The organism is Bacteroidales bacterium, assembly GCA_016707785.1.
In the GTDB taxonomy this organism is placed as follows: Bacteria; Bacteroidota; Bacteroidia; order Bacteroidales; family UBA4417; genus UBA4417.
On the sequence record JADJGZ010000002.1, the window covers coordinates 50,488 to 68,705 of the forward strand.

Annotated in this window: 14 protein-coding genes; 12 read left to right on the forward strand and 2 right to left on the reverse strand. The window is 38.3% G+C overall.

What is annotated here, in order from left to right; all coding sequences use genetic code 11:
- Positions 1–24 precede the first annotated feature (24 nt).
- Complete coding sequence (locus tag IPH84_02055) at positions 25–2,505, forward strand: polysaccharide biosynthesis tyrosine autokinase (GenBank protein MBK7172025.1); 2,481 nt, start codon at positions 25–27, stop codon at positions 2,503–2,505.
- 90 nt (positions 2,506–2,595) lie between these two features.
- Here the strand turns inward: IPH84_02055 and IPH84_02060 are convergent, their stop codons facing one another.
- Positions 2,596–5,832: an FAD-dependent oxidoreductase gene (locus tag IPH84_02060; GenBank protein MBK7172026.1), complete on the reverse strand. Its 3,237-nt coding sequence runs from the start codon at positions 5,830–5,832 to the stop codon at positions 2,596–2,598.
- A 210-nt stretch (positions 5,833–6,042) separates the two neighbouring features.
- On the opposite strand from IPH84_02060, the gene IPH84_02065 reads away from it, so the two are divergent.
- Both IPH84_02065 and IPH84_02070 read left to right on the forward strand, forming a co-directional pair.
- The gene (locus IPH84_02065; GenBank protein MBK7172027.1) at positions 6,043–6,645 is read left to right on the forward strand and encodes a TetR/AcrR family transcriptional regulator; all 603 of its coding nucleotides are present in this window, start codon (positions 6,043–6,045) and stop codon (positions 6,643–6,645) included.
- Positions 6,635–7,708, forward strand: a complete 1,074-nt coding sequence (locus IPH84_02070; GenBank protein MBK7172028.1) for an EFR1 family ferrodoxin — start codon at positions 6,635–6,637, stop codon at positions 7,706–7,708. The genes IPH84_02065 and IPH84_02070 overlap by 11 nt, the downstream gene beginning before the upstream one ends.
- A gap of 479 nt (positions 7,709–8,187) precedes the next feature.
- Here the strand turns inward: IPH84_02070 and IPH84_02075 are convergent, their stop codons facing one another.
- Positions 8,188–8,874 (reverse strand): TonB family protein, encoded by a 687-nt coding sequence (locus IPH84_02075; GenBank protein ID MBK7172029.1) that lies wholly within the window; start codon positions 8,872–8,874, stop codon positions 8,188–8,190.
- Between the two features lie 576 nt (positions 8,875–9,450).
- On the opposite strand from IPH84_02075, the gene IPH84_02080 reads away from it, so the two are divergent.
- The 9 genes from IPH84_02080 to IPH84_02120 all read left to right on the forward strand — a co-directional run bounded on the left by IPH84_02080 (position 9,451) and on the right by IPH84_02120 (position 18,213).
- Positions 9,451–12,447, forward strand: a complete 2,997-nt coding sequence (locus IPH84_02080) for a PAS domain-containing protein (GenBank protein MBK7172030.1) — start codon at positions 9,451–9,453, stop codon at positions 12,445–12,447.
- A gap of 75 nt (positions 12,448–12,522) precedes the next feature.
- Positions 12,523–14,241 (forward strand): response regulator, encoded by a 1,719-nt coding sequence (locus IPH84_02085; protein ID MBK7172031.1) that lies wholly within the window; start codon positions 12,523–12,525, stop codon positions 14,239–14,241.
- 134 nt (positions 14,242–14,375) lie between these two features.
- Complete coding sequence (locus IPH84_02090; GenBank protein ID MBK7172032.1) at positions 14,376–14,534, forward strand: hypothetical protein; 159 nt, start codon at positions 14,376–14,378, stop codon at positions 14,532–14,534.
- Positions 14,535–14,794: 260 nt separating this feature from the next.
- Positions 14,795–15,019 (forward strand): hypothetical protein, encoded by a 225-nt coding sequence (locus IPH84_02095; GenBank protein ID MBK7172033.1) that lies wholly within the window; start codon positions 14,795–14,797, stop codon positions 15,017–15,019.
- Positions 15,020–15,117: 98 nt separating this feature from the next.
- Positions 15,118–15,396, forward strand: a complete 279-nt coding sequence (locus IPH84_02100) for a hypothetical protein (protein MBK7172034.1) — start codon at positions 15,118–15,120, stop codon at positions 15,394–15,396.
- Positions 15,396–15,710 carry a hypothetical protein gene (locus IPH84_02105; GenBank protein ID MBK7172035.1) on the forward strand — a complete coding sequence of 105 codons (315 nt, stop codon included), beginning with the start codon at positions 15,396–15,398 and terminating at the stop codon, positions 15,708–15,710. Before IPH84_02100 ends, IPH84_02105 begins: the two co-directional genes overlap by 1 nt.
- Before the next feature lie 257 nt (positions 15,711–15,967).
- Entirely contained in the window at positions 15,968–16,510 is a 543-nt protein-coding gene (locus IPH84_02110; protein MBK7172036.1) for a hypothetical protein, read from the forward strand.
- Between the two features lie 52 nt (positions 16,511–16,562).
- Positions 16,563–17,672, forward strand: coding sequence for a hypothetical protein (locus tag IPH84_02115; protein ID MBK7172037.1), 1,110 nt, complete (start codon positions 16,563–16,565; stop codon positions 17,670–17,672).
- Positions 17,673–17,739: 67 nt separating this feature from the next.
- Entirely contained in the window at positions 17,740–18,213 is a 474-nt protein-coding gene (locus tag IPH84_02120) for a hypothetical protein (GenBank protein MBK7172038.1), read from the forward strand.
- The last annotated feature ends 5 nt before the right edge of the window (positions 18,214–18,218 follow it).

Consider the following 18,218-nt stretch of genomic DNA (forward strand, 5'->3'; position numbering starts at 1 on the left):
TGTTAAATAATACAATACGGAAGAATGGACACTTCACCTATTTTTAATCCTGAATTAAAGCAAAAGGATCAACCTATTGATTATAAAGCGCTATTCTATAAAATACTGTCTAATTGGTATCTTTTTGTAATAGCAATCCTGGTTTCACTTTCTCTGGCCTTCCTTTTCAACAAGTTTGCCAAGTCGGTTTACAAAGTGAAAACTACTTTGGTAATCAAGGGAGAACAAAGGAATATGAATATGATTGATCCTCAGAAAATGTTGGGATTGGGTGCCAGTACAAGCACACAGGACTTACAGACTGAGATCGGCATTTTAAAATCCCGCTTCCTCATTTCTCGTGCTATCCGACAATTGGATTTTTATGTATCCTATTTCAAGGAAGATAACTTTGTGGTAAATGAAATTTACAAGGAATGTCCATTCACGGTTGTTTTCGACTCAACTCATATACAACCTGTCAGCAACTTAAAGTTTAATGTGACCATTCTTTCTAAAAATCAGTTTCAGTTAAGTGCCGATGGTCAGGAAATTGCTCTGTATGATTATAGTAAACTTACAGAAGTTGATGAGAAAATTAAGATCAAATCGCTTTCATTGAAGAAGAAGATTGCATTTGGTGATGTTGTAACAGATTCTGCCTTTTCCTTTAAAATTGAATTGAATGATAAGTTTGATCCTGCAACTGATATCGGGAAAAACTACCAGTTCCTGTTTAACTCATTAAACACCCTTGTTACCAATTTCTCAGGATTTGCTATTGAACCGATCAACAAGGATGCTATGATCGTTGAAATATCCTATAATGGGAATTCCAGGCTTAAATCCGTTGACTTCCTTAATGTTCTTGCGAGAGAATACATCCAGCTTGGCCTTGAAAAAAAGAACCGGATCGCTTTTAATACCATCAACTTTATTGATACTCAGCTTACAGATATTGGTGACACATTGCGATCGAATGAATCACAATTGCAGAATTTCCAATCGAATAAAGAGATCATGGATATAGATGCACAATCGCAGCAAACCTATTCTTATCTCACACAATTAGAATCCCAGAAAGCGGAATTGCTGGTAAAATCAAAATACTATAAATATCTTCAGGATTACCTGAAAAAGAACAATGATGACATCGATAAGATGCCGGTTCCTTCTTCGCTTGGAATTGAGGATCCCTTACTCAACTCTCTTATCAATGAACTTACTCTGCTTTATTCTGAACGTTCACAGCGCCTGGTAAACCTTCGTGAGACCAGCCCTGTAATTATCGCTCTTAATAATAAAATTAGAAGTGCACAAAAATCACTTCTCGAAAATATCTCTTACACAGTTAATACTTCTGATATTACCATCAGGGATTTGAATGGAAAAATCGGACAACTTACCAATAAGTTTAAATCACTACCTGCAACACAACGTCAGTTATTAGGTATTAAGCGTATGGTCAACCTGAATAACCAGATCTATACCTACTTACTGGAAAAACGTTCAGAAGCACAGATTAAACTAGCCAGCAACAGCGCTGATAATGAAATTCTGGATATTGCGGAAGCGAATCTCACAGAGAAGGTTTATCCAAAAACCACCCTGAATTTCACAATTGCTCTTCTCCTTGGTTTCATTATTCCTATTCTCTTTATTCTTGGTAAAGATTATCTGAATGATACCATCATTGAGAAAAGGGATGTCGAAAACCATACCAATCTGCCGATTGTTGGCCACGTCCTGCATAATAGTCATAATACCAACCTCGTTGGTGCTATTTATCCAAAATCATCTCTTACTGAATCCATCAGGGCAGTAAGAACAAATCTGCACTTCATAACACAAGGGAGCGAAAAGGTTACCATTGTGGTTACCTCCTCAACGGTGGGGGAAGGAAAGTCGTTTACATCAATGAACCTTGCATCCATTTATGCGCAGTTTGACAGAAAAACACTTCTCATTGGTTATGACCTTCGTAAACCGAAATTATACCAGGATCTTGGGTTATCCAACGACTATGGTATCACTTCTTACCTCATTGGTAAAGCCACTATTGACCAAATTATTCAGAAGACACCATTCGACAACCTGGATATTATTACTGCAGGTCCCATTCCTCCAAATCCAACAGAATTAATCTCAACTTCCCGCAATGATGAGTTGATTGAAAAACTTAAAGGAATGTATGACTATATCGTACTTGATACTCCTCCTATCGGATTGGTTACTGATGCATACTTACTGATGAAATACGCAGATGTTACCATCATGGTTGTGCGCCAGAACTATACCCATAAAAAGATGTTTAATGCAATTATTACCGATGTTGAGAACAGGGAGATTAAGAATGCTGTTGTCCTTGTAAACGACGTCAATCTTGAAAAATCCGCTTATGGTGGATATGGCTACGGTTATGGTTATGGCTACGGTTATGGTTATGGTTATGGGGCTTCACATGGATATTATACCGATGAAGTAGAAACTGAAGACCCGGGTGTTTTCAAGAAACTCTTCTCATAAATCAGGTTACTTAAATCGATAAAACATAAAGGGGCAGCTACATATGGCTGCCCCTTTTCTATTTAACAGAACTTGCTTGTTTGGAAATTCTTATTTAAAAGCTTTTTCAAGTAATCCGTCACCTTTGAGTTTCAACTGCTCAAAGTAAGATGGAACTTCCTTACCGAGTGCTTTTTGCACATATAGTTTTGCCAGGTACTGTCCTAACATAAATCCTTGTCCTCTTAAGCCTACGAACAATCCCAATTCAGGATCAATGATCATCCGGGGTTCAACATAGTATCCGGCCCAAACAGCCTGAAATCCAACTGAAGATAATTGGGGAATCCAGGAGACAAAGACTTCTGAGACAATTTCGAGGAATTCCTTTGAGTTGATTTTGAGATTCTTGTCGGCTTCCATGTGCTCTATCAAAGGAGATGCACAACCAATCACCTGTCCTGTTTCTCCCAGTTGCTGTCCATACACTGCCGAAAAGCCTTTATACTTCCTTCTGTCAATCAACATATCCAAGGGGTTTCCATTCATTCCCAGATATGGCAGCCTGCGGGTAATGAAGGCCTGGTGCTTAACAGGGTAAAGACCCGTTTCAATTCCCAGTTGCTGTGTAAACTTTTCACTTTCCGGTCCAAGGGCATTTACAAAATGATCTGTTGTGAACTCAATAAAATTCTTTTCATGATCCTTTACCAGGACTATAAACTTATTATTTTCCTTCCTTACATCCAGAAGTTGACAGTCTTCATAAATTTTCCCGCCATTTTCAATACCAAGCCTCCTGATCAGGTCAATCACCCGACCTGGTGTTGCCTGCCAGCAATCCCGGGTTATTAATGCCGCGTTATAGGTTTTTTTAAGCTCAGGGCTGATAAAAGGAGAAATCTTATGGGAGAAATCTTTGGAATCTACCATGAAAGCATCTGACCATGACCTGGACTCATCTAAAGCTTTGTAAGTTGCTTCATCATGGGCAAAATTTACATATTGAGTTTGTAAGAGATTAATGTCCTTGATTTGTTGAAGCTCCCTGAATATTTCCAGGTTATGCCTTGCAATATCAGCAATTTCAGGAAGGCTGAAAGCTGGCCTGCCTCCTGCAATATTTCTCCAGGAAGCGCCTCGTCCGAAATTAATCAGGACCGGTTGATTCCCGGCTTCTGCGAAATACCTGAAGACAGAACTTCCACCAATTCCACCACCGGCAATTACGGTTCGTGCTTCTACTTTTTTAACCGATTTCCCTTTGCTATGGATGATGACTTCTTCCCTGACTGTTTTTGGGAATAACTCACCCATTGAAAGCTGATTGCTTAATGGACCCCGGGGAGTTGCATCACCAACAATGGAAATCCCCTTGTTTCGCAGCACCTGTTTCAGTCTCCGGATACAACGCTTTCCACGGCATGCTCCCATTCCCAATCGGGTGGTATGCTTAATCTCATCCACAGAAATAAATTTCCTGTCTCCGATCGTTGTTACAATTTCTCCAAGAGTAACATCATCACAATGGCAAACATACATCTCCTGCTCTTTTGAATACAGGGTAGGCGTCATGGTTACGGGTTCAGGAAATTCCTGTTTTGAAATAAATCCCCTTACTTTAACTAATTCCTCACCACTAATATCTAATGCTTTTACCCGGGCGATATCCGTTTTATTTGATTTTTTAAGGATCTTTTCAATAATTCCGGTACCAAGTTTTGCTCCCTGGTTATCAACAAGAAAAACTTCAGTCTTTTCAGGGATATGATATTCAATAGGTAAAAACAACCAATCCTTCTTAAGACTGTAGCCAAATATCGCGAGCCCGGGGCATTGGTAAACACAATCCATGCAACCTACACATTTTTCGAAATCAATAGCAGGTACAGTGCTTGTGGATGTTTTTGTAATCGCTCCGTGGGGACAGGCAAATTCACATGGATTACAGGCAAAACCATACAGACAATCGATCAGAACAAACGGCTTTTCATGCATTCGTCCGGAAGAGGGAAGATATGGCTCCTGTATAACTTTATACGGATGTTGCTGCGAATCGATGTACTCTTTTGAAACGGACAGGTATTCGTTATAATTGTAAGGTTCCGACATTTCTTCAAGTATCTCGAAAGCAACCTGCTTTCCCCTGACTACAGCACTTGTACCTTCTCCAATTCTTATGGCATCACCTGCTCCATAGCAATGTCTGCCGAAAATTTCATTTCCTTTAATCAGGAGTTGATCATCCGGGACCAACCCTGTGCAAATATTGATGGCATCAATTCCATCAATTATTCTCTCTGTTCCCTGGACTGCGGTAAAATTGCTGCAATCAGCCACAACAGCACCAATGATTCCTGAATGGTCCTCATTAGGTATAGCCCTTAAAAGAATCTGCGATGTCATGATGGGAATACCAAGTCGGCGCACTCTGTTAGCCTGAACAGGAAAGCCACCTTCAAATGGCTGAGCTTCAAGGATGGCCTTTACTTTTGCTCCTGCCTGCATCAGCTGGTAAGATGTAAGATATCCAATATTGCCGGCGCCCACTGTTAAAACATTCTTTCCAAGCAGGGTGAACTCACTATTCATCATTTTCTGCACCACGGCTGCGGTATAAACCCCCGGTAGATCATCATTTTCGAAAGTTGGCATGAAAGGAACAGCTCCTGAAGCAACAACGAGATGATCAGCGTCTACATAATAAATCTCGTCAGTATTGATGTTTTTCACTGCAATTCTCTTGCCTTCAAGGATATCCCAAACAGTAGAATTGAGAAATATCCCTTCATGACTGTCACCAGCAAGCGTTTTAGCGATATCAAATCCCCTCATCCCTCCGAATTTCTTCTCTTTCTCAAAAAAGAAAAACTGGTGGGTTTGCATCAGGAACTGTCCGCCAATTTTGTCGTTATTGTCGATTACAATATTATCAATGCCTTGTTTCAGCAATTCTTCCCGACATGCAAGTCCGGCTGGACCAGCTCCTATAATTACAACAGTTGTTTTATGGATTTTAATGGGTTTATCAGGGGATTGAACCTGTACTGAAGGAGAATGGGAATGTGGTATTTCAGAAACAACCTTTATTTCATCCACTTTGGTAATACAGATTCTTCGTACCTGTCCGTCAACCAGCATTTCACAGGCCCCGCATTTACCAATTCCACATTCAAGACTGCGCTCACGGTTTCTGAGGCTATGGCTATGCACCGGAAAACCAGCCTGGTGTAGTGCTGCAGCAATCGTAAACCCTTTCTCTCCGATAATCTCTTTTTCGTTGAATAAAAATGTAACTTTTTCAGATACCGGGATTTCCAGGATGGGATGCTCACTAATTTTATGCATATTGTTAATTCGTTGATTATTAGATACTAAAGGGAGGGCGTGCCCAGGAGTGTGGCAAAATTAATTGATTTTATGGGTTGTTATCGGATTAACAATAATTTAGAAAGAGTTCAATTAAAAAACATTTGAATATGTTGCATGTGTAGATTCTTATATTGTTTATATCTTTGCATACCGACCGTCGGTATGTTGTGAAAATATTGAATCGTTATGACAGAAAAACTTTCAAAAGACATCAGGATTTCATCCATCATAGCTGCTGCTGTGGAAGAGTTCCTTGAAAAGGGATACGAAAATTCATCCATGGATGCCATTGCTAAGAAAGCCGGGATTAGCAAAGGTGGCCTCTATCATCATTTCAGAAACAAAGACGAAATCCTTTCAAATGCTAACAAGGTATTCACAGCCCCGATTATGCAGATGTTTGAAGAGCTTGGTTCGAATAATATGGTCATTCCGGCCTTGAAGAAATATATCGGGGATTATATTCAGTACTGGGATCAACACAGGAAAGAACTCCGGTTTTTTTTCCTGAGCATGAATAAAGGATTTTCTGATCCTTCTCTTCTGGGTGATTACACGGATTATTTCAGACAGGAATTGGCATTTATTGAAGAAATTTATGCCAAAGGGATGATAAATGGTGATTTAACCTCGCTGAATGCGCGGCAACTGGCCTTATCACTGATCTCGGCAATGGATGGCGCTTTAGCTTACTTATTAATTGATGATCAACTCAATCCCGATGAATTGATCCTGTCCTTTCAGCAACAATTTGTAGAACATTACAAGTCAGCCACATATGCAGAATAAATATGATCACTTGCTCCTGATCTATTATTCGGGAACAGGTAACTCTAAAAGAGTTTGTGAGTGGATCGGAGCATCAGCCGAGAGCCGGGGGATTCATGTGGTTATTTCATCCTATGATCAGTTTGATCCTGAAGTAATGAACACTTTAAAAGGCCGGACACTTATCGGGTTCTTTTCTGCCACACATGGGTTCAATATGCCACATTCCATGCTTGCATTCTTACTTAAGTTTAAGGGGTTGAAAGGATCAGATGTTTTTATTGGAAATACCCGCGCAGGAATGAAGTTATGGAAATTATTCCTTCCCGGCTTAAGCGGCATAGCAATGTATTTCCCCGCATTAATCATGCTGGCAAAAGGATACAAATTAAAAGCCATGTATCCTGTTGACCTTCCCTCAAACTGGATTTCCCTTCATCCTGGTCTCAGACCTAAAGTCGTGGAATCTGTGGTAAACCGATGTAAGCGACTTACTACCTGGTTTGCAGGAGAAGTATTGGAAGGCAGAAAAGTATTTCTGAAATCCTTTATCCTCTTACCATTGGACATATTGGTTGCACCTATTGCTTTGGGGTACTATTTTATTGGAAGGTACCTCATAGCAAAAACTTTTGTTGCTAATTATAACTGTAATAATTGCGGGTTATGTGTGAAACAATGTCCGACACATTCCATCATTATGTATGGAGAACGTCCCTATTGGAAATTCAGTTGTGAAAGCTGTATGCATTGTATGAATTACTGCCCTCAAAGAGCCATTGAAACAGCTCATTCCTTCATATTTATACTCCTGGCAATTTCAACCTACGCCATTAATCCCTGGCTTGCAGACCTCCTGGAAAGAATAAGCTACCAATGGAGCCCGATGAATGGAATTTTGAAAGAAGTCCTGCTTTTCCTGGGAAAGTGGTCGGCTATTATTTTCATTTTCTGGGCAGGATATTGGATTCTCCACTATTTAATGAGAATCCCGGTCGTGAATAAAATCATCACTTACACCTCGTTTAGTACCTGGAAGTTTTGGCGACGATATCATATCCCGGCTCCGCCATTAAAATCATAACAAAATTTTACCCAATGGGCGGTTCAATAAAAAGCTAGATTTATAAAGAAATAGATTTATTAGTCAATTCAGAAACCAGGTCTTCCTGCTGGTCTCAGAAAAAAAACCAGTGAATTCATCTTGAAACCCCAGCCTTTAGGCTGGGGATAAGTAAATCAACTAAACCATGGCCTTTAGGCCTGACTTATCGGATGGAGAATGCTCGACAACGATAAAATAAAGGTTCATAAATCTCTGGTAATTTTCAAAGGAACAATATCCATGAATTCCTGTAAACCAGAATTCAATTCAATTAATTTGTTCAACAAACAAGGCACATAGGTCAGGCCTAAAGGCCGGATCCTTATGTCTTTGACAAACCCCAGCCTAAAGGCTGGGGATACAGAAATGCAATTCAAAACTATCCAGAAACCTAATTATTCAGAGAATTGTCTGAAAAAGAGTAATTAGGGCAGGAATTTATACCTGCCCCTGGAAAATTAATTCAGGCGAAACTGAATTGGGATACCAAAACTAACTCTAACCGGTTGTTCCCTCTGTTTGCCTGGCTTCCATTTTGGCATCATATTCAATACCCGAACAGATTCTTCATCACAGCCTCCTCCTATTCCACGCAAAACTTTAATATCCGTCATACTACCATCCTTCTCCACAACAAATGCAATGTAAACAGTACCCTGAATATTTGCAGATTTAGCCATTTCCGGATATATCAAATGTTCAGAAAGGAATTTTCTCATTGCATCTCCTCCACCCGGATAATCTGGTATTTCTTCAACACCAACAAATATTTCATCAGAGGAATTACTTTTTTCATCCGGCAATTCCTTAGCTAAGGTTGGTACGAAAACCGGGATATCTTCAATTTCAGAAGTTTCTGCATTAAAGGGATCATAATCATCCGTATTAATTTCATTCTCAACAATATCAATACGGGTGAATGTTTGTGGGATAGCTTTAGGTTTTGGCATCTCATGAGTAGAAATATCAATAATATCCTGGATATCATCCTTAATAATTCCTTGAGTAAGTTCAATATGATTTTTAACCGGGCTTTTCCACTCAAAAGCAACCAGTGCTAGAGAGAGAGAAATAATGAGCCCTGCTTCCAGGAATAGATTCTTGCGAATCTCGAGATCTGCTTTACTGGATTTCTTGGCTTCCATGACATAACATTTTAAGGTTCACACTATATTTATTTGTTAGTGGATGCAAGCCTGATTCGAATTCCATAAAAGGTCATAAATAATTTCTTATCAGTTATCTTCATTTTTGAAATCTGGCCGAAAGGTCCCAAAGACAATCCAGCCGCTATTTAGCTTAGAAACAGTCATACAGATTCTAAAAGAGTTGAGTATTTAGGTGGATAAAACCTGATCTGAAAATGCAAAGAAAGAATTAAATCCTAATTCCAATAATTTCAGTACTAAATCTCCAAATAATAGGTGAATAATATGTGTAATTGCCACCAAACAATTTATATGCTTGTATGTTAAATTGTTTGCAATAATCCATTGACATCTGAATGTGGAGAAGGTTTTTTTTAACCAGTCCATCTTTCTTGATATCAATAACATCTTTCACCAAATCTGGTTTTACCCATTGATTATGGCTTTGATTTTTGATGAATTTAAAGTCAAATAGGTTAAACAAAAACTACCTGACCAACTTGTAAACTGCATGAACTATACTTTGTTAAATAGTATTCATTCAACTGAAAAATAATTGTTTAGTCGCTTATTATGGAGAATCAACAGGTGAATAAATCAGGCGATACAAGGAAAAGCCATGACAGTACAGCAGTTTCTGCTGTTGATTTTCCCGTAGTAGGGATAGGGGCTTCTGCCGGTGGATTAGAAGCTTTGCAGGAATTCTTTAAAAATATGCCACCAGATCCCGGGGTAGCTTTTGTCATTGTCCAGCATTTATCTCCGGACTACAAAAGCCTTATGGATGAACTACTGGCGCGATACACTAAGATGACCATTCATCGTGTGGAAGACGGAATGTTGGTTGAGGAAAATCACATATATCTCATACCCCCGAGAATGAACATGACCATCTTTCATGGAAAATTACTCCTAAATGAGCAGGCTCCCGGGCGATCTTTAAACCTTCCTATCGACATCTTTCTTCGCTCCCTTGCAAAAGATCAGGAGAAGAGTGCTATTGGAATTATCTTATCAGGTACAGGCAGCGATGGAACACTTGGAATCCGTGCAATTAAAGAATATGGTGGAATTGCAATGGTTCAGGATGACCAGACTGCCAAGTTCGATGGAATGCCACGCAGTTCTATTTCAACAGGCATGGTGGATTTCATTCTGCCTCCAGCAAAACTTGCAGATGAATTGGTGAATTATGTGAAACACCCTCTTATTCGTAAAACTGAACAAATTGAACATCAGATAAATAAAGATGAGAACCAGCTTTCCAAAGTAATCTCTATCCTCCGTGATCATAAAGGAGTAGATTTTTCAAATTATAAGGAGAACACCATCATTCGCAGACTGGAAAAGCGAATCAGCATCAATCGATTTGACAGAATAGATGATTATGTGCGATTTCTGGCTGATAATCAACGGGAAATTCACCTCTTGTTCAATGAATTGCTCATTGGGGTTACCCGATTTTTTCGGGACGAGGAGTCTTATAACAAACTCTCCGAAGAGGTGTTAAACAACCTGTTCAAACAAACCGCAATTAATGAAACACTAAGAGTATGGGTTGCCGGATGTTCCACCGGGGAAGAAGCCTATTCCATTGCGATATTGCTTAAAGAATTCATGCATAAGAATTCGATACATAAAGAAGTTAAAATCTTTGCTACGGATATTGACTCTAATTCCCTTGAATATGCGGGAGCCGGACAGTATCCTGATAGTATCATTTCTGATATTTCACCTGATATTATCAATAGATATTTCACTCGTAAAGGTGAACGTTTCCAGGTGAATGACTCCATCCGAAGCATGGTCATTTTTGCAAGACACAACCTGCTTCAGGATCCTCCCTTCTCAAAAATTGACATCATTTCCTGCCGAAATTTATTAATTTATCTTAACAATAATGTTCAGCAGAAAGTGCTGGCATTGTTTTACTTATCACTTGTGCCACAGGGATTTCTATTCCTTGGAAGTAGTGAGTCGCTGGGAAATATGTCAGAAGGGTTTTCAATAATCGATAATAAATCCCGTATTTACAGGCAATCACCTGGTTTCAGGCCCTATATAATCGACAATATGGCTGCTGCCTCAACCCAGAAACTAAGGGCCGAGTTGAAGAATGCGGATGTTTTTTATTCCCGTGGGAAAATCAAGACTTTTAACCTGGAGAGAATCTTTAGTGACCTTTTAGGTGAATTTGCCCCTCCATCTGTATTAGTGGATGAAAATCTGGATATTGTGCACACTATTCACCAGGTGAATAAATATATTTCACTGCCGGTAGGACAAGTGAGTCTGAACCTCATAAAGATGCTTCCAAAAGAATTGGGCATCCTTATTAGCAGCCTTTTGCGAAGAGCAGAAAAAACCTCTCAGGAAGTCGTCCTGGAAAAAATTGAAGTCCCTGAAATCACGGATAAACTCCTTACTATCTCCAGCAGAAAAATCCTTGATAAAAAGAATGGAGACTGCTTCTATATCGTGTCATTCATTGAAAAAGACAAGAAAAGTAAAGCAGTTCCGCTTCGTTCCTCTAAAAAAATTGATTTCAATTTACAGTACCAGGAAAGAATTGAAGAACTGGAAAGGGAGCTGCAATATAAAAGTGAAAACCTGCAGGCTGCTGTAGAGGAACTCGAAACATCCAATGAAGAACTGCAATCGTCAAACGAAGAATTAATTGCGTCCAATGAAGAACTTCAAAGTACGAATGAAGAACTTCAATCAGTAAATGAGGAGCTTTATACAGTTAACTCTGAGCATCTTAAAAAGATCGAAGAGTTGACTGAAGCTAATGCCGATATGGATAACTTGTTGAAAAACACTCACATAGGCACCCTTTTCCTCGACCAGGACCTTACTATTAGAAAAGTCAATAAGGTAGCCTCCGACCTTACCCATATCCTGAATTCAGATATTGGACGACCAATTCACCACTTATCTTTCGATCATCTTTATAAAAACTTTATTGATGATGTCAATATGGTGATTGATAGTCTTAAAGTGGTACATGTTGAAGTTCCTGACAAGCAGAAGAACTGGTTCCTGATGCGTATTATTCCATATCGGACAGCAGAAAATGCAGTAGCTGGAATCATTATAACATTCGTGGATACAACGACTCTCAGAAAATCAGAAACCTTTGTTCATGAATTATCTGAGCGATTACGCATGGCAATGGAAGTTGGTGGTATTTCATGGTGGGAATGGAATTGCCAAACCAATATGGTTACTTCAGGTGATGCAAGAAGTGCGATGCTGGGATATGAACAGGGTGAAATCGGCTCATTGTTCAGCGATTGGATCAATCTTATTCATGAAGAAGATCGGGACCGGGTGATGAACACAATGAAGCAACACCTGGCTGGCAAATCGGATTCCTATGAAGCAGAATATCGGATTCTGGCACGTAATGGATCATATTGTTGGTATAAAGATAAAGGACGGGTTATTAAATATGACTCCGGAGCGAAACCACTTATCTTCTCGGGAGCCATTATGAATATTACTTCAGAAAAACTTCTTCAGGAGGTGCATGGAAAAGAAGATGATAACAAAGCCCAGGCTTTGTAAGTAATTGAGAAGAAGTATTACAATCTCAAAAATAAAACAGAACCACAAACATCCTGACAGCAAACCTTCCTGTTTATGAAAGCGGACAAGAAAAACAGCTCACTACTGAGAAATAAAGCAGAGCAACTGCTGCTCAAGCGGGGTATCAATGATCAACCACATTATACAAAGGATCTTGAATCTTTGATTGAAGAGTTGAATATATACCAAATCGAACTAGAACACCAGAATGAGGAGCTCCATAAAGCACAAACCGAGCTAGAACTTATCAAGAACCGCTATGCCGATCTTTTTAATACTGCACCTATAGGTTATCTTTTAATCAGGAAAGACTATTCAATTATCGATGTGAATGCTACCGGCTGTTCTCTGCTGGACTGGGACTATAACAAGATCAGGAAAAGTGCCTTTACACAATTTATCCAGGCCGAATACCAGGATACCTTCTATTTCCATATGCGGCAAACTATCATGCAGAAACAACCCCAAAGCTGCGATATAAAAATGAATCGCGGTCGTGACCAGGTGTTTTTTGCGCGCCTGATCAGTGTGAAGGATACCACCCTTGGTACAGAAGAAATACCGGTTATCCGTACTTCTATCATTGACATTGACAATGAAAAAAGGATGGAAATCAACCTGATCAAAGAGAAAGAAAAAGCAGAAGAAAGTGATAAACTGAAGTCTGCATTTCTCGCCAATATGAGTCATGAAATCAGAACCCCGATGAATTCAATCCTCGGATATTCTGAATTATTGTCCGATAAAGATATCACTGAGGAAGAAAGACAAAAATTCTCACTCATCATCTCGAACTCAAGTAATCAATTGATGCAGCTCATTAATGATATAATTGATATCTCGAAACTTGAAGCAAACCAACTTAAAGTGTTCCTTGGAGAAAGCAATATTGATGATGTTTGTCGCAATTGTTACTATACTTTCATTAATTCAGACCTCCTCAAAACAAAGCCAAATGTGAGCCTGGTTCTGAAACTTCCCGAAAATCACAAGAATATTAAGGCTATTACAGATGCTAATCGCCTTCAACAGGTTATTATAAACCTGATCAATAATGCGATCAAATTCACCGAAAACGGCTTTATCGAATTTGGCTATGATATTGAAACACGCACGGAAACACCCTTTCTCAGTTTTTTTGTAAAAGACAGTGGAATAGGCATTCCTCCTGAGAAATTTGACCTGATTTTTGAGCGATTCCGGCAAGCTACTGAGAATGGCGCCCACAAAGGAACCGGACTTGGATTAAGTATCTCAAAGGGAATCATTGAACTTCTCCAGGGAAGTATAAAAGTGGAATCCAATGAAGGTGATGGCGCTACCTTTAGCTTTTCTATTCCCTATATTGAAGCCAAATCGAAGAAAAACCTCGCCCTGGCCGGTAAACGAACACTTGACCTATCAAGTAAGCTTATCATTATTGCCGAAGACGACCCCTATTCTTATCTCTATGTTAATCAGTTGCTCAAGGATACCCATGCAGAGCTAATCCATGTAAATGATGGAAGCCAGCTGATGGAACTCCTGGAACAAAGAATCCCGGATATCATTCTGCTGGACATCAATATGCCTATCAAAAATGGATACGACTGCCTGCGGGAAATCAGGGAACGGAAAATTCAAACCCGTATCATCGTACAAACCGCTTATGCTATGAGTGACGAGCGTGAAAGAATCATGCATGCCGGTGCCGACAATTATCTTTCAAAACCTATCCGAAAACCGGAATTATATGAGATGATTGAAAGTGTGTTGGGTAATCCACTTAAATAAAGTCCTTTAGCAAAATTGTTAATAAATATTTTCAGCTAATAAGGAGCACTTCGAGTAAAAGCTCCTTATTTTTGTTGTGTAATTCTGCATTGAGATTTCGAAGTATTTTCTATTTATTATAAAATTTTACTGCTATGAAAAAAACGAATTCTAATTCATTTTCCAGACTTTTTGTGAACAGAAAGACGAATAATCGCCTGGTTTCTTATTGGGGTCGGAAGAAAAAACGCATGGTTGTGATCCTGGGTCAAAGAAAAAGAAGAAATCGATCCATGATCATCCTTTTCTCCTAAAAAAATGAGTGGAATCAAGATTTCCCGGGTGAATGATATTGGGCCTGCAACCCATCCTCATAGAAATTCGGGGAATGAATCAAACTAACCCAAATTCAAATTGCAAGGATTTCAATTAAACCCTGTTTTGTATGATTCGATTTCATATAAGCTGGCGCCTGGTTCTCTATTCAGTAGAATGGTTGATGGACTGCGAAAGTGGAAAAATTAGCAACTATTCAAAGTTTTACTATTATTAATCCTTTTATCTCTAATTGTTTATGAAAAAGTATTCAGTTTCAATTGTTCTTATTTGCCTGCTTTTCTTATCTGCATTATCATCCTATTCCAGGCCAATTTATATTGGATTCAGATTAGGGCTTTTTGCTAAACTTCAATTCTTTGTTGATGAATGCCAGGACGGATATGGATTTGTTTGCCAAGGGAAATCCAGCAATCCAGATAATGCTTCAATCGGATATGATGAATCTTCCGAATGTCTGTAAATGGAAGGTTTCCAATGTTGCAAACCTTTTGCTTCTAGAAATTTGAGTTTAAGGGCCATGGTATTGATTTCCCTTTTTTATCCCTAAAATCTTCTTTTATGAAAACAATTCTTTTATTGATTGCATCAACTTTCTGTATATCTATTTTAACAGGTTGCAACACTTTAATTAAACTTGCGGTAGGAATCAAAAATCCCAAATTAGAAACAGAGGAATCAATCTCTGAATTTCTTGATAAGTTGAATGTGCCAAATGAAAAAATCTTTGTTTGTATTAAAGTCTTTTATGACTGTGAAACGTGGGTCCGAGGCGAGCGTTGCGCAATTATTCCATATAAGAAAGAAGTGCATGCGGGTGATTCGTTATTACTCAATTGATGCATAATAAAACTTATTCGACAGGTTTTGAAAATATCAGCTCCAGACTTGTTCACATCCTCGATCCAAAAACAAATCAGGTATTGTCACTGAAACATCTCACAAAATCTGATTATTATGCAATTCTCTATTTTGCAAAATATGCTGGTAAAAAACTCAATAAAGAGCATTTAAATGTCTGGGTTGAAGAAATTAAGAAACTGAATAATGAAAGCGAATTGAAAATGACATATTTGCTTGTAAGCTTAGATTTTATGGATTTCTGGGGTTATGATTTATCTGATATGAAATTACGAATATCTGGTTACCAATAATTAATGATCAATGCTGTATTTGGTTTTTGGGTGTAGTCAAATATTATCCAATTTGTCTGTAATGCTAAGATTCTTTAACTACTAGATGTTTAATATTATTTGATTTTATTAACTATCAATAAATTGATTATTACGAGTAATCAGCTTTTATCCACTTTTTTAATATTTACAAAATGAAAACTTATTACATGATCTTTCTAATTTTTGTACTCGCAATTACAAATTCCTGTCAATCCGTCATTTTCAGATTAGCCGGAATGCGAAAACCGAAAATTGAATCTGCAAAAAGCATAAATGAATATTTGGTAAAAATTGATCAATCGATTGAAAATACTTATGCTATCGATAGTATGCTTTTTGAATATTTGCGCTCTACCCCCTTTAAACCGGGTTGGCCACCAAGCTTTAGGCCGTCTCAACTAAGAGTATATGATAATCTTGGTTCTCCTATCGTTCACTGGGCTTCTTGTGAGGGTTATCTGTCAGACCTGGGAACATTTGATACAATTCCCCCGAGGAATCAAGTCAACCTGGATTCAACACTTAATTTACGAATGGATCTTGACCGGTATTTTACTTTAAATGGACAGCAGGCAATAATTGAGATAGAGGAAGGATACGATTATTACATTGTAGTGTATTTTGCTAAATATTTTCATAAACTGAACAATACAACTTTTGCTGCAATCGAGACTTTTATCACTTCTCATCCCGAACTAAAAATCAAAGTCTATAAAATCAACATTGATGTAATGGATTGGTGGGGAGTGGAATTAGAAACAGATGTAAGTGTTCATTAATTACATCTACCTGTAATCCCATTATATTTTAATTGATTGTATTCTGTTTTTCATGTTCAAATTCATTGTATCGGTTTTTATTGGAGTCATTCCTTTTGCACATGTATATACTCAGACAAACTCTGATAATGTACAAAAGCAATTGTTTGAATTACGTCAGCTGTATAGTTCCATGCAAGGGGAAAATATGGAGTTAAAAAACCAGATCAGAACAAAAGACAGTATGGCTTATGTTACTGTCCGGACTGAAATCTTTGAAGCATTTAACCATGTTTCAAAGATCAATTTTGACTTTCTGAATACGTCGGGGAAAATAGCTGTTACCGGACTGTTTACCAAGTTATTACAGGCAAATAACCCTACCAGCGATATACTTGGATTCAGGTTCAATGAAACAATCATGGCTGCTGCAGAAAAATGCTTTATAAGCGAGTTGAAATCAGAAAATGAGAAATTGCGTTTTGGACAAGTCATCTCAAAACTGGTAAATAACCCGGTGATTTCCACCATTGCCAACACCAACCCGATTACCTCTGTTACAGCAGCTATAATCAGCACGGTGGCTGGCTTCTCGACAACTACATTGTCTGTAGAAAAAAACGGCAATAAGGTCAGGAATGTAACGGCAAGTACTTCAGATGCCTTCAATCAAAAAAACATTGAATCTTTTAGGTCGGAACTACAGCCTTACATCAATTTTTATGATGCATTAAATCTTGCCTCAGACAAGTACCTGAATAGCCTTGAACAAGTTAAACAACGGTATAAATATTTGAAGGTAAATGTTGAAACCTATAAAATCCAATTATCAGAATCCATCAAAGTGAATGATACTAATACCCTGGTTAAACTGGCTTCACTACTCCCTGATCCTAATACAAAAAATATAGAATTCCATAAATATCTTAGAGATCCCAGGGTTATCCTATGTGCATCAATTGCCTCCAGGATGCCGGATCTTGAGCAATCCGTCAACGATTTCCAGAAGGAGTATAACCAAACTCTATATACCTTTTTAAAAGAATATATCACAGCTTTATCATCAGCCAGTAAATTGCCGGCTACAAGTATGGATCAAACCAAAATTTTCAACCTGGTTGCTGATATTCAATCATTTATTAATAAAGAAATTCACGAGCAGACATTGAATAACCTGCAATAGTAAGATGGATTCCATTGCTCAGTAATAGTTCGTTTTAGTATCTATTAACTTTTAATATTCTAATCCTATGAATTCCTATTTGTTAATTTATCTCCATTGGGTGTTTTTATCCCCATTATTTAAACGGTCCAGTAAAACCTGGAAGTATGATCTTAACGATAGTCTCACCAGTATTGCACTAAATGCCGGACATAAACCACTCTCCATTTCATCCCATACCCCCTTTACCGATCTGGTAATCATTATTCCAGGGTTTAAAGATACCGGTATTTCCCATCGTGCTTTTTCATCAATGAACATCACAGATCATCAAAAGCCCGGTTGCCAATGCAATTTTACATGGGTGACAGGACAAGGCTTCCAATTATCCGCTTCCAGGAAAACTCATGCCATAGGAATTCATGATCCCCTCCAATCCGATCCTTTCATTCTCACCTTTCTTGATCGCCTTTCTGGTTTCAACAAGTCTTTTGATGATGATTTTTTTATTAATTTATCGATCCATCGTGTTGAATTCCAGAATAATAGAAAGAAGAAATGAATTTA